The sequence below is a fragment of the Clostridium sp. Marseille-QA1073 genome (assembly GCF_054863625.1).
Genome location: NZ_JBSVQM010000004.1, coordinates 161,567 through 176,104, shown reverse-complemented (window position 1 = coordinate 176,104; position 14,538 = coordinate 161,567). Strand labels below are relative to the sequence as shown.

Below are 14,538 nucleotides of genomic sequence, written 5' to 3'. Positions count from 1 at the left end.
AATACCCCCACAATTTTTATATTTACCTATTTTTAATTCCATTAAAAATAATGCTAAGTAGCGAATTCACTAATTTATTAATATCTTCATCAAAATGCTTATAACTGATATTTCCAAATTTATCCAACATATATTCATTTACTGTTTTATTAAGAGATTGCAGCATCATACCTAAAGCTAATGTATCAATATTACTGTCAATTTCTCCTTTTGATTTTGCATGATCTATCATTTGAATAAATAGTGACTCCGATTGTTTATCTCCTTCCTTCATAACTGCTGACTTTGCAGTTTCATTATTCTCCTTTGAAAATTGTTCTCCTAAAGCCGCATATTGAGGATAATCTTTAGCAAATTCAATACCTTTAATAAACAGCAGATGAATTTGTTCTAGTAGAGTCAATGTCTTAAATTGCTTTAAACTCGCAGAAAAAAAAGTAATTTTTGCTTCAATTGCTAAAGTCATTATATATGCATATAGATCAAGTTTGTCTGTAAAGTATTGATAAAAACTTCCTTTTGCAATATTTGCTTTCTTGCATATTTGATTAATACTGGCTGTATCATAATTGGCAGTAGAAAACTCTTCTAAAGCAACTGATGTAACTAGATTTCTTTTATCCTCTGATAAGTTAAAAAATGATGGATTAGGCACTATTGATTCTCCTTTCGCACATTATGACCATATGGTCATATTATTAATTATATTATGCGACTAGATGGTCATATCGTCAATTAAATTTTTAAATAATATTACGGTAGTAAAACCACCACAATTTCTTTTCAGCTAAAAAAAAGTCAAACGCCTCTTCTTTAAACATATTAAAAACAAATCCATATTAAATTTTTTTATTGGCTATGTCTGATCTAAAATTTTGATTATGACGAATTCGATAATATTCCTTTCACTGGGAAATGTGCCAGCTCCAGCTCAATATTCTCGATGTGCATAATCAAGTGGGTGTAACGGATTAAAATACGCCGCAAAAAAATATTTGTCAATTCAATATGCAAAAACAGGCACGTCCCAAATGGCCGCCCTGGATTTCTCCGATGCTGGTGCGGAAAATGGTGCAATGCATAATCAGATTCCTCGTCCACAATTTGGTACTAATATAACAGTTTTAATCATATTCTTATAAAAGAAAACAATAAGAAGGAGTGTAAAAATAAGTTGAAAAAAGTTAAAGTTAGTTTACGACCTATTGTTAGTGAGATAAATTTACCCACTGTTTTGAAAACAACTATACTTCCGGGTGACTCAATCGAAAGATTATTTATTGCAACTCAGGTAGGAGAAATTTTTTACATAGGAAACGGAGTTATAGGGACTTTTTTAGATATTCGCCCACGAATCATAAAATTAGGTGTTTCTGGTGGTGGATATGATGAACGGGGATTAATAGGGCTAGCGTTTCATCCCGAATTTTATTATAACGGTCTGTTTTATCTTCATTATTCAGTTGCTGGAACACAAGGTCCGGGTGCTCTTCCTGAATTTTTTAATCCTAATCCGTGTGACCCTAGAACCTTAAACCTAAAGTGGATAAATAGAGAAACTCAATATGATCATATTGACACAGTTGAAGAATGGATTTTACAACCGAATGGTCAACCTCAAAAACGGCGGACATTACTTAATTTAAGAAGACCATTTTTTAACCATAATGGTGTCAATAGCTTAAACTTTTCACCTGAAACAGGAAAACTTATTTTAACAACCGGAGATGGTGGATCAGGCTATGATCCATTTAATTTAAGCCAGGATGATATGGAAATCGCCGGTAAAATAATTGAAATTGATGTAGTTAAGAATACATTTATCTATAATCCACCCGTAGTCACACGTTTTAATGAACTCCCTGTACCTATTCAGAAAACGCTTACGGTAATTGCCAAAGGGGTTCGCAATATACCTGGCATTTCATTTCAAAGGTTTTATAATCAGTATATCAAATATGTGGGAAATGTTGGACAGGATCTGGTAGAGTCGATTTTTTCATTCATTCATTATAAACCAATACCGGTTACTCAACTTATTCAAGCTTCTTTAATGAAATCTGAACTTGACCAAGAAGGATTTATTAACTTTGGCTGGCGAGGATGGGAAGGTGCTTTTCCTACTTCGATTATAAGGAGCTGCTCTGCAAGTCCGACTTTGGATGAGAAAGCAATTGCTTATTACAATGAAGCAGTAAAAACTTCAGTACATCGTCTTCAGCCTCTAACTAGTTATTTTCATAAAGATCCCCGACCGGATAAGTTTGGAGGAACTGCACTTACAGGAGTCCAGTCATATATGGGGAATGGAATCCCAGATTTAACAGGAAGCGTTGTCTTTACCGATTTTGCTCGGGATGAAGAATCTCAACCGACCATTAAAGGTGTTTTAGCTTACACCAGAGTAAGAACAGATTGTAAACTAAATGATTTTAGTGTTATTGAAACCGATTATAATTTTGGATCACAATCAGCTTTTTATGTTAGTTTGGGAACGAATCTGGATCAAGCCAGACTATATTTAGGGGTTTATGGCTCTATGAATGTGACTGATTTTAACCAAGGTACTGTTTTTGAAATTGTTCCATGATTCATAACTATAAAATTCGACTTAATACCAGATAAATTCCTTTCTAGGACTTATTGAATCGAAATATAAAACAAACAAGAGAGAGCAATCATATTTCCTCATCAATTTTGAAACTGATTTGATGTAAATGATGAAAGCCTTTACTGAAGGTATATTAAGAAGATATACCTTCAGTGCTTATACAGAAATATGCGCGTATCAATCAGTATTCTAAAATACTAGTAGCACCTGATAGGAGGCATTTAAATTGAAAAAAATGAATATAAGAAGATTTATTTGTATTGGAGGTATATTAACAGCAGTAGCTGTATTATTCCAATCAGCACCTGTATTTTTACCCGTGATTGGGTTGACCTTAAGTCCATTAAGTACTCTACCTATTGCGATAGCTGCTGTTTCTAATATTTCTCTTGGTTTTACTGTATTTTTTTCTTCCGCATTAATTCTTGCTATAGTTAGTGCGCAAGAGACAATAATACTGCTTTTTACCACTGGGCTACTAGGCATCGTTATCGGAACATTGCTTTATAGGAAGGGAATAATAATTTCTATATTATTTTCAAGTATAACACTATCTCTTGGAATGATATTTTTAACTTATATAGTAGGTATTCCGGCGTTTGTAGATTTAACCAGTTCTTTATCAACTCCTTTAACTTTTTTAATTTTTTTCTCCTTTTCACTTGTTTACGCAAGCATCTGGAATATTTGCTTTAGAAAGTTCATGAATTATCTTATAAAAATAAAATTGATTAGCTAACTCAAATATGGATTTCTTATCATTTTAGCTATTTGAGGTTTTCAAAGTGCAGACGATGAATCAAATCACGAGTTATACTTAACTCAAATGGGATTCATAAAGATATATATTGATAAAATGCCATCAAAAATCGGGCTAAAAAATACATTTTTCAGCCCGGTTTTTGCTCGTTTTTTACTTTAAAACCACAACATCTTGTGGTCAAACCATCTTATTTATCCTTATGGCTACAATTCGTCATCAGAACTATACACTCCACATGCCTTGAGAGTACAGTAATGATGTCGTAGATTTATATTACCCCCTTGGTGAAAAGGTATATTTCTAAAAAATTAGTTTATTATCCTTAATCTATTCATACTTTTTGCTGCACTGTCAGGGGTATATTTATATCCCAATTATCACTCTTTCAGTAATTAAAAATTTACTAATTTGCGTTACATTTTAATATTTCTAGAATTAAAATTGGTTCTATAATTAATGTTGGAAGGAATTTCTTCCCCCAACATTTGAAAATGAACCTTATTTTTCTTATTTTTTCTGTAATTGGATTGAGCTGTAGTATTACCGATAATAAAGCTTTTGTATAGGGATAGAGTATATCATTCAGTACATAAACTGCTTTTTGAAATTCAACTTTTAAGATTTAATTAAATTATATGAAACACATGTTGGCTTTCCTGTTCGTGAATCTTTATTTATTTCTGCATCTATATTAAAAGTATCTTTTAATACTTCCCAAGTCATAAGTTCTTCTGGAGTTCCTCTGCTTATTATTTTCCCACTACGAATGGCTATCATATAGTCTGCAAAGCGTGTTGCTAAATTTAAATCATGAAGAACCATTACAATAGTGCATTTTTCTTCTTTATTTAAAAAATCTAATAACTCCAATACTTCAAGCTGATAAGATAAATCTAAGTAGGTAGTAGGTTCATCTAATAAAATCAAATCTGTTTGTTGTGCTAAAGCCATTGCTATCCAAACTCTTTGCCTTTGTCCTCCAGATAAATTATCTACTTTTTCATTTTCTATAGCTTCAAGCTTTGTCACATTTAATGCCCATCTAATTATTTCTTTATCTTCTTCTTTTAATGTACCAAAACCTCTTTGATGAGGAAATCTTCCATAAGATACTAGTTCCCCAACAGTTAATCCTGCTGGTGCCTGAGGAGTTTGAGGTAATATTGCCATTTTTTGAGCCACTTCTTTAGTAGTTAACCTATGAATATCTTTCCCATCTAAATGTATTACTCCACTTTTAGGTTTTAAAATTCTTCCGATTGCTTTAAGCACTGTGGACTTACCACATCCGTTAGGACCTATAATAGTTGTAATCTTTCCACGAGGAATTTCCATATCTAAGTTTTCCACTATAAGTTTATCTTCGTATGCAATAGATAATTTTTTTGTCATAATACTTTTCACAATTTATCCTCCTTCTATTACTTTTCTTTAGAAAGTAAGTATAGAAAATATGGTGCTCCAATAATAGCTACTACTATCCCTGTTGGAATTTCTGTAGACTGCATTATAACACGAGCAATAGTATCTGAAATAGAAACTAATACAGCACCTATTAGTCCACAAGTAGGTATTAAAACAATATGTTTAGGACCAACTAATCTTCTTGCTAAATGTGGAGCAATAAGTCCAACAAAGCTTATATTTCCACTAATTGACACACATGAAGCTGCAAGCATTACTGATACTGCTAATAATTTTCTTCTCTCTTTTTCAACTGAAGTACCCAGTCCACAAGCTATGTCATCACCAAAATTTAAAATATCAAGAACTCGTGATTTATAAATTGCATATGGTATTAAAAAAAGTAGCCAAGGTAATAGGGACATTACAAATTTCCAGTTGCTCCCCCAAATACTTCCAGCCTGCCACGTAGCCACTAAATTAAATTGGGTATCATCTAACTTTACTACTAAAACCGTTGTCAATGCAGCAATTCCGGCTTGTACAGCTATTCCTGTTAAAATTAATCTCATTGGCGTTATTCCATCTTCTTTTTTATATGAGAGTAAATATATCAATACAGCAGTGAGTCCAGCTCCTATTAATGCTAAAAACGGTAGCGTAAAAATTGTCGAAAAGGATTTTGCACCAAATAACATAGTAAACATTATTACCATTAATCCAGCTCCTGCATTAATACCTAATAATCCCGGATCAGCTAGTGGATTTCTAGATACTCCTTGTATTATACAACCTGATATAGAAAGTCCTACACCTACTAACATAGAAATTATAATTCTCGGAAGACGTAGATCAAAAAGTATAAGGCTTTCTTTTGCCGTTCCATTTCCTAAAAATGTTCGTAGTGTGTCTTTTGGTGAAAGATTCATATATCCTGTATTCATACTTATAATAAAAGATATTAATAGTAAAAGAAAACAGGTTGAAATAATAATTCCATGTCGTGTAGCTCTCTTGCGTTTATATAATTCATTTTTTTTCTGTTGTTCAGTCATTATAATCCACTCCTTTGGTTACGTGCTAAATATAGAAAAAATGGCACTCCAATAAGAGCTGTCAATGCTCCTATAGGTGTTTCAAATGGTGGATTTATCATTCTTGCACCTAAATCTGCTAATACCATTAAAAGCGCTCCTAAAATAGCAGACGTTGGAATTACTAAACGATAATCTACTCCTACTAAATATCTTGATAAATGCGGAATAATAAGTCCTACAAAACCTACTGCTCCAACTACTGACACAGAAGCTCCTGCTAAAATTAAAACTATAATAGAACACATAAGATTTATAACTTTAGTATTTAAACCTAATCCCTTAGCTACATCCTCTCCTAAACTCAGTAAAGATATAGACCTTGAGAGGACAATTGCACCTATTAAGGCAGATATTATCCACGGAGTCATAATTTTTATTTGCTCCCAAGTAGATCCTGCCACTCCCCCTGCCGTCCAAAACATAATATTCTGTTCTACATCAAAATAGAGTGCAATACCCTGCCCAAGAGCACTTAATAAAGCACTAACTGCTGCACCTGCTAAGACTATCCTCATAGGTGTAACTTTCCCTTTCTTAAAAGAAGTGACTAGATTTACCAATACAGTACCTAAAGCTGCACCAAAAAATGAAAAAATTATAATCTTCATATATCCTGCATCTGGAAAAAAAGCAAGACATATAGCTAGTGCAAAAGCTGCTCCTGAATTAAGTCCTAATAATCCTGAATCTGCCATTGGGTTTCTAGTAATCCCTTGCATGATCGCTCCTGCTACTGCAAAAGCTGCTCCAACTAAAGAGCTAGCTATTACTCTAGGTATTCTTAAATCAATGATTATTAAATGATTAGTATCTTCCAAATTAAAATTAAATATAGCTTCATAAACAGTTCCTATTGGTATCTTTAATGCTCCTTGTGTAATAGAAAATAGCATACTTAAAATTAAAATCATAATTCCTAAAAAAATAATAATCCAAGAAAATAATGCATTATCTTTTATCCTTTTTAAATTATTTACCTTATTTTTTTTATTACTATATAATTCACTCACAATCTTTCCTCCTTCCTACATAATAAAACTTATATTCATGAAAAAATCAGGGTAACCTTATCCTACAAGTTACACCTGATTTTAAAATAACTTATTATCTACTTACTTAAGGCTTCTATAATTGAACTCACACCATATTCTGTCGCCAATGGTCCTCCTGTAATTGCAGAAATATCTAAGAAATGCACATTTCCATTTTTTACAGCTTTAAGTGAATTCCAAACACTATTATTTTCTAAATCCTTTAAAATAGTTTCATTTAAACTAATGTCTGCTTCAAGAAAAATATGATCCGCTTGAATCTTTGACAAACCTTCCACAGAAACATTTTTATCAGCCATTTCAACAAATGATGGGTCTGGAGTAAGTCCTAGTCCCAATTCTTTATCAAAAGCATATACATAAGATGGATCTTTTGGACTTTCTATATAATAACTTTTTCCATCCCAAGTTTTTATTAAAGCAACAGTTTCTCCTTCAATAGATTTTAAAGATTTACGTCCATCAGCCATTTTTGTCATAATATTTTCTATAACAAGTTCTGCTTCTTCTTCTTCTCCTAAAACTTCTCCTATAGTTCTAACCCCTACACGCCAATCTTTATAAAAAGCTTCTCTATCTAACACAACTACTGGTGCTATTTTAAATATAGTATCATAAATTTCTTCATGGTTAGTTGTAGCAAATATAATATCTGGCTCTAATTCTATAACTTTCTCTACATTAGGTGCTAGTTTATCTCCTAATTCTTCAACTGTTTCCATTCCTTTTACATCTTTTAAATAAACTAAAGATGATAAAAATTTGCTTTCAGTAGTTGCTATTGGCATTTGTCCTAAAGATGCTAATATTTCAGGATATGAATACCAAAGAGATACTATTTTTTCAGGTTTTTTTTCTATTACTACTTCATTTCCAGCAAAATCTACAATAGTTCTTGGCCAATCTGTATTCTCAGTTACTGATTCCGTTTCTTCAGTAACAACTTTATTTTCTTTTGCTACTTCTTCTTTATTACTATTACATCCCGTTATCAATCCCATTAGTATTAATAACGAAAACATAACTCCCAACACTTTTTTCATAAAATATACTCCTCCATTTTAGTTCTGTTAGCATATGCTAACTCTATGGATTAGTATAACAATACAATAATCTTTTTTGAATGCACTGATACTTAAATTAAACTGGATTATTTATGAGTTTTTTTCTATATTCAGTAGGCGAAAAACCAAACTGTTTTTTAAATGCTCGACTAAAATAAAATGAATCATTGAATCCTACAACTTCAGAAATTTCCTGAATTAATAAATTTTCTACCATTAGTATTTCACGAGCTCTATTTAATCGGTATCTAACTATATATTCACCAGGTCCTATTCCTGCATATTTTTTAAATACATAAAAAAGTCTATTTCTATTTACATTATTTTGTTTAGCTAAATTTAAAATAGTCAGTTCATCATTATAATGTTCATGGATATATTTTGATACACTTTTAAATAATTCTTTTGAACTATCTTTATCTTGATTTCTAACACATGTAAAAACCTCTTCTATTACATTGTAAAATAATACTTTGGTTTGAAATGCTGGAATTCCTCCTGATTGAAAAGATACTTTCCATAAACGCTCTAGCAAATCATATAACCTTTGGGAGTTGCCTATTTCTAATTCAAAATGAGAAGACGAAATTGAAGTATCTTCATTATCACTAGCCTTTACATCATATAATACAAGTAAATATTCCCATTCTTCCGTTTCTATTTTTCCTTCTAATAAATCCATTCTTGCTCCACCATGAATTACTTTCCCTGGTTCAAAAATATAAGATTCTCCATTAAATATAAATTCTAATCTCCCACTTAAAGGAAATATAAATCCCGCAAATGGTTCTGTATATTTTGGCCATGTTTTTCCTGGTTTATGAGTAAAACGATATATTCCTTCTATATTAATGGAAACATTAGTCAAATATTCTGCTAATTTATTTATATCCATTTTCATTTTTAATCACTCCATAAAATATATATTGGTTACCCCATATCATCTATAAGATGTCCTTAAATATATGACCACAAATCAGTATTTTTTCTCAATTTTTATGTGATGTACAGAGCTTACACGCAATTTGTTTAAATAAATTTTCCAAGTTTTAAACCATTAAACTCATTAAATACTGATAAAGTTCCTCCGTTAAACCGTATTTAAACTGATTACTTTCTTGTGTAGAATGGAAGACAAAATAGTATTTTCCATTTGCCGATCATCTCCAATAAAATGGGCAGTCATTTTCCTCCAGTATGATACACAATCTATTGCATCAGGATCTGTTTTAGGTAATTTGTTTTTGTAACAAATCTCTAGTTTCAAGATAAATTTCATCCATTATGAAGTAATCTCTGATTCGTGATTAAGGCTTTCATGGTAGTTTCTCATTTTATCAAATTGTTCCTTGGTAAAATATTGATCCGCTAATGAGTTAATAAATGGTACAATTCTTTGAAAATCTTCTGTTGAAACATAGTTATTATTTTTAAGTTTTTGCTTTAGCTTAAGCAACTTGGTTAAAAGCAATTGTTTATGAGCAATTTCCTCTTGAATACTAGAAAGTTGAATATCAACGAGTTTATGAACATCAATATTTTTAGTAATAATTAAATCCTTTATTTCATCAAGATTGAAGCCTAGATCTTTCATAGCTATGATTAGATATAATTCTGTAATGCTTTCCAAGTTATATAATCTATTACCTGTATCCGTTACCTAAACGGGTTTTAGCAAACTAACTTCATCATAATAATGTAGTATTCTAACTGTTACATCAGTTATATTTGCTAGTTCACCAATTTTAAGATAATTTTCCACCTTGTTCCTTCACTTTTATTTTAGCTATGGCTTCTAAGTCATTTCTATCAAATACATACTTCTTTCCACATATTCCACATTCTAATTCTTCATCTTTATTCATTTGAATCGATTCTTTCAGTTCATCTGTATCAACTGACGTTAATAAGCAAAAAACATTTCCTTTGAACAACTACATTCTGTTTGCAATGTATACTCTTCTATTACATCTGCGTATGAAAAGGCCTTGTTCTGTAACTTTGAGCATTTACCTGTACTTAAGTATATCTTATTATTATCAACACTTTCAACCACATTATTTAACTTATCATTACTATAAAAAGATAAGGGTTGTATCATCAAACCTCTCACGATTCCATTGCTTATCCAAATTCTAAATATAGTATCTATCTGCTCATTCTTAGAATAAAAGTCTGAAAAGCAGTGTTCTACTGAATTGGATTTTAGTTCTACTGTTCCAGTAAACATCCCTCTATCCAGCTTTCTCTAGTAATGTAAAGAAGTGCACATTCTCCTACTAAATCTATAAATCCTCCATGGAATACCTTTAGATTAGAAGAAAATGAACAATGAATATTACCACTACCATCTATATCACAGTGTAATTAGTCAAAACCTTCTAAACCCCTTGAAATCAACCTATTTTTTCTCTATCAGCACAACCGTCTCAACGTGTTCACTTGATGGGTAAGGAACATTAACATCCACTTTCTTCATACGAGTATTTGTGTCCTTAACAGTCTCCTCCAGCTTAAACTTTAATTGCTCTACAGTTCCATCAGAATCTAGGAGTTAATAAACCCTTTTTAGGAGAAGTTGAAAAGTTGTCCCATTTGCGGGATTTGTTTTACTTCCATACTTAAATAATATATAATAATATCTAATTAGTAGGTCTTTATAGTATAAAGCAGATTGACATAACAGAATGTAATTATGAACATAGTTGGGACCTATATATTGATAAAGGAGTGGTTACTATGTCATTAATTTATTTTCCGGGGTGCAAATACACTGCACATTCACCTATAAATAGTGATAAAATTCAAAACTATCTGAAAAGATGATTTGACATGCACATTACAGGCTGTTACAGCACAAATATGAGCAGAGTATTGGATGAAGATATAGCAGTATATGTATGTCCTACATGTGGGGCTTTTCTTCAAGAACATTCCCTCAGATAAAGTCAATCAGCGTGTGGGAGATTTTAGATGAAGATAATGATTTTCCATGGCCTGATTACCATGACGAAGCGATTACTGTACAGGATTGTTGGAGGACCTATGATAATCGTGCACTACAAAATGCTGTCCGTAGTATCTTAAGTCGCATGAATATTATATGAAATTTTTAAGGAGCAATACGACCGTTCCCAAGTTTGGAATAGCTAAGTATGACCTGTTTGTTCTTGTGTAAAAACAGGATACTCTCATAATCGGACGGCTCCAGTTCCAAAAAATCCAGTGGCGGAGATTATATATATGATAGTATAACTTTTACATTTTTATATAAAAGAGACACCAAGGCTTTAACTCGATGTCTTTGGATTTTCCTTTATGCAATTCACATTTTTAGGGGTTTTTTCTCTTGAGACCACAACATCTTGTGGTCAAACCATCTTATTTATCCTTATGGCTACAATTCGTCATCAGAACTATACACTCCACATGAGCCGTCTGTGGGAACATGTCTATTGGTTATACTTCTAGAGTTTTGTAGCCTAGTTTGTCTAGGATTTTTAAATCTCTTGCTAGAATTGCCGGATTACATTAGATATAGACTATTTTTGTGCTTATATTTTAACTAGAGCTTGAAATAGTGATTTTTCATAGCCTTCTCTTGGTAAGTTTACCACTGTAATCTAAATTTACTAAGGTATAATTATGAACCGTCCCTTAGATATTATTGGTATTTTCATTATGTTTACGTCCTAAAAATGGATATAAAGAAATCACCTACATTATGTAGATGACTTTTATATAAATTACTATATTTTATCCAATGGAATTTGAATTTCAGTTAAGTATTTATCAGGATTTTTCTCGTTCCATGGTCCACGATGAACAATTTGCCTGTTCTGCCCAGTCATTTTATATTGATTATGTTCCTGTAACCAATTGGCAAAGGCTAGAAATGCATTAGCAATATTCTTAAACTCACCATATACCATTGTGCAAGCCATTATTGGTATAGGTTCTGTATTGCGATATACAAATCCATTCATATTTTCTCCTGTTTTGTCTACAGGTGCACATAGTTCAACATCAACATCCCTTTCTTTATATTCTGTATCATGATAGATAGAAAAAGTATTATTGGAAATTGAAATATTATTTTCATTTGCAAACTCAAACATTTCTTTCCAAAGCTCACCTTCAGCATAATAATCAGGAATTACTTTTCTCAAAGAAAGAACTTTATAACTAGGTATGCTTTTAATAGTAACATTGTAGTGAATTGACATTTTTTTCTCTTGAATATCTTTCATTGCTAATTCTATCTTACTCAATTTATCCTGTTCTTTCTTAATGATATTCTCAATTTCTAAACGTTTATTTTCAAGTTGATTTGTAATAAAAGTATTATCCCAGCGACTAAGTGCAATTGCAATTTCTGATACATTAAATCCTATATCCCGTAGAAAAATAATTTTATTGAGAATAGGAATTTGCTCTGTAGAATATAGCCTATAGCCGGAAATTTTATCTATTTTTGCAGGTTTTAATAGACCAGTTTCATCATAATATCTTAGCATTCTAACTGATACTTGGGTTAATTTAGAAAACTCACCTATCTTAAACATTACTATCACCTCTATATCGAGATATTATAGTGCTTGTTCTATTAAACTTCAACATACTTTATTCATGACGCAATGCATATCTCAATATTATTAAACAAAATCATAAATAAAACAATTTTTATATTTATTACTTTTAGTAGCTCCCTATTTAACTTCTAAATTTTATATTTTGATATGACAAAAAAGGTCGATAGTTTATAATTCCTCTATCAACCTACATATAAAACTAGAAATTGAATTCCTTTTCCCAATTAAAACTGCAAGATTCCTCTAAACTTTTTGGCCAATGGCTGCACCATTCTGGTACACCAGGAGTTTCAACTCTGTCAATGCTCGGTGTATATGGTTTTATGTCAAGTACAGGTGTACCATTATTAGCATCAATATAAGGAATTTGAATAATACCTTTCTCATAGTCAATATGGATAACTTGCACTGCAGTCAAGGCAATAGGATTTGGACGAACAGGTGACCTTGTAGCAAATATTCCCATTATATCTGGAGACTTTTTATATGGCTGTGATACTTCAAGTGTATTTCTTGCCTCTTCATTATCAAAGTCGCTAAACCACCAAATCACATTAATATGACTAAATCCATCTAATGCTTGTAGAGCTGGAATATAATTTGGTTTAATTTCAATAAACATTTCCTTCTCATCGGCATTAATTTTTCCAATAGGACTTACTTGAAAATTTTTCATAACTCATTCCTCCACATGATTCTTATTTTCTTCTAAATCCACTGTACACCCTGACATCATGTGAGAGTCAATATAGAAAATGTAATATGTATTTCACAGATAGTTTTTTAATAAGAATCCACCAGCTTAGCTGATGGTATTTCTATCGTCCTATAAGGACATTTTACCAGCATTGCGCCTTAAGACGCTTTTTTGTTCCGCCAGCTGCATCTTTTGTTACTTGCTACCCTTAAAAGGGTCCATATATTCTTTTATACTTATTTGATCTGACATCATATCTTCTTTTTGCTGATTTTGTATATATTCTTCTATTGCCTTTTTATTGTGCCCTACTGTATCTACGTAAAATCCTCTACACCAGAAGTGCCTATTTCCATATTTATATTTTAAATTTGCAAATTTCTCAAATATCATTAAGCTGCTTTTACCTTTAAGAAAACCCACAAAACTTGATACACTCATTTTCAGTGGAATTGAAACCAACATATGTATATGATCCACACATGCATTTGCTTCTATTATTTCACACCTTTCCAATCACACAATTGTCTTAATATCTTCCCTATCTCGGCTTTCTTTTCCCCATATATTTCTTTCCTTCTAAATTTTGGTGCGAATACTATATGGTATTTGCAGTTCCACTTTGTGTGTGATAAACTATTACTATCCATTTTGGATGACCTCCTTTTGTTTTTTAGATTTGGCTGGCGAAACCATTTCTATTTTAACAAAAGGAGGTCTTTTTTGTCATACTCATCGCTAAAGCTTTTCAGAACTCACCCGCGTAGCAGGTAGTTTTCAATATACAAAAGGTAGAATCTTAAACGACTCTACCCCTAGATTTTATTTTTCACACTATCATACTATCACGTTTAAATAGTCAAAATCCTCACTCATTTCCTCACAGAAATTCTCATTCATTTTTCACATGAGAACTGATTTCAAATGTTTTTATGTCAATAAATTTGCATTAAATAATGTTGGCACTTATCGAATGAGAATAAAGGAAGTTCGATTTTCACTCATGCGCATAGGTTTATTTCATCTCGAGAGCAATAAAAATTTAGCTTTTAAATGTAGATAGTAATTTAGTGCTATAATAATATTCAAGTAAGTATAGTCGCTATTTATTAAGGTAATAGTATTTGCAGTGAAAAGCATTCTCCACAAGCTGAGTATATTTGATAACGATGTAAGGTTATTATGACTAATAAAGAATGTTATGAGCTGCTTGTTTAAGTGACAATAATACTGGAAGATATGTTCCGATAAAAACCGT

11 protein-coding genes and 2 pseudogenes are annotated in these 14,538 nt (G+C 31.6%); 2 read left to right on the top strand and 11 right to left on the bottom strand.

What is annotated here, in order from left to right; translation table 11 throughout:
* Positions 1-22: 22 nt before the first annotated feature.
* Positions 23-655, bottom strand: a complete 633-nt coding sequence (locus ACY1IQ_RS05335; protein WP_461612983.1) for a TetR/AcrR family transcriptional regulator — start codon at positions 653-655, stop codon at positions 23-25.
* Between the two features lie 519 nt (positions 656-1,174).
* On the opposite strand from ACY1IQ_RS05335, the gene ACY1IQ_RS05330 reads away from it, so the two are divergent.
* Positions 1,175-2,590, top strand: coding sequence for a PQQ-dependent sugar dehydrogenase (locus tag ACY1IQ_RS05330; RefSeq protein ID WP_461612982.1), 1,416 nt, complete (start codon positions 1,175-1,177; stop codon positions 2,588-2,590).
* Positions 2,591-2,846: 256 nt separating this feature from the next.
* Entirely contained in the window at positions 2,847-3,350 is a 504-nt protein-coding gene (locus tag ACY1IQ_RS05325) for a hypothetical protein (protein ID WP_461613052.1), read from the top strand.
* A 639-nt stretch (positions 3,351-3,989) separates the two neighbouring features.
* Here ACY1IQ_RS05325 and ACY1IQ_RS05320 read toward each other — a convergent pair.
* The 10 genes and pseudogenes from ACY1IQ_RS05320 to tnpA form a co-directional block, all read right to left on the bottom strand.
* On the bottom strand, positions 3,990-4,778 hold the full coding sequence (locus tag ACY1IQ_RS05320) for an ABC transporter ATP-binding protein (RefSeq protein ID WP_039630978.1): 789 nt from the start codon (positions 4,776-4,778) through the stop codon (positions 3,990-3,992).
* Positions 4,779-4,795: 17 nt separating this feature from the next.
* Positions 4,796-5,833, bottom strand: a complete 1,038-nt coding sequence (locus ACY1IQ_RS05315; RefSeq protein ID WP_461612981.1) for a FecCD family ABC transporter permease — start codon at positions 5,831-5,833, stop codon at positions 4,796-4,798.
* Positions 5,833-6,834, bottom strand: a complete 1,002-nt coding sequence (locus ACY1IQ_RS05310; protein WP_461613051.1) for a FecCD family ABC transporter permease — start codon at positions 6,832-6,834, stop codon at positions 5,833-5,835. The genes ACY1IQ_RS05315 and ACY1IQ_RS05310 overlap by 1 nt, the downstream gene beginning before the upstream one ends.
* 149 nt (positions 6,835-6,983) lie before the next feature.
* A complete protein-coding gene (locus ACY1IQ_RS05305; protein WP_461612980.1) occupies positions 6,984-7,970 on the bottom strand; it encodes an ABC transporter substrate-binding protein in 987 nt (328 codons plus the stop codon).
* Between the two features lie 97 nt (positions 7,971-8,067).
* The gene (locus ACY1IQ_RS05300) at positions 8,068-8,892 is read right to left on the bottom strand and encodes a helix-turn-helix domain-containing protein (RefSeq protein WP_039630968.1); all 825 of its coding nucleotides are present in this window, start codon (positions 8,890-8,892) and stop codon (positions 8,068-8,070) included.
* A 381-nt stretch (positions 8,893-9,273) separates the two neighbouring features.
* Positions 9,274-9,753: pseudogene (locus tag ACY1IQ_RS05295) on the bottom strand (MerR family transcriptional regulator).
* Between the two features lie 141 nt (positions 9,754-9,894).
* A complete protein-coding gene (locus ACY1IQ_RS05290; RefSeq protein ID WP_461612979.1) occupies positions 9,895-10,221 on the bottom strand; it encodes an Hsp33 family molecular chaperone HslO in 327 nt (108 codons plus the stop codon).
* Between the two features lie 1,519 nt (positions 10,222-11,740).
* Entirely contained in the window at positions 11,741-12,556 is an 816-nt protein-coding gene (locus tag ACY1IQ_RS05285) for a MerR family transcriptional regulator (protein ID WP_461612978.1), read from the bottom strand.
* 226 nt (positions 12,557-12,782) lie between these two features.
* Entirely contained in the window at positions 12,783-13,259 is a 477-nt protein-coding gene (gene tsaA / locus ACY1IQ_RS05280) for a tRNA (N6-threonylcarbamoyladenosine(37)-N6)-methyltransferase TrmO (RefSeq protein WP_461612977.1), read from the bottom strand.
* A 216-nt stretch (positions 13,260-13,475) separates the two neighbouring features.
* Positions 13,476-13,930 (bottom strand): annotated as a pseudogene (tnpA, locus tag ACY1IQ_RS05275) (IS200/IS605 family transposase).
* Between the last annotated feature and the right edge of the window lie 608 nt (positions 13,931-14,538).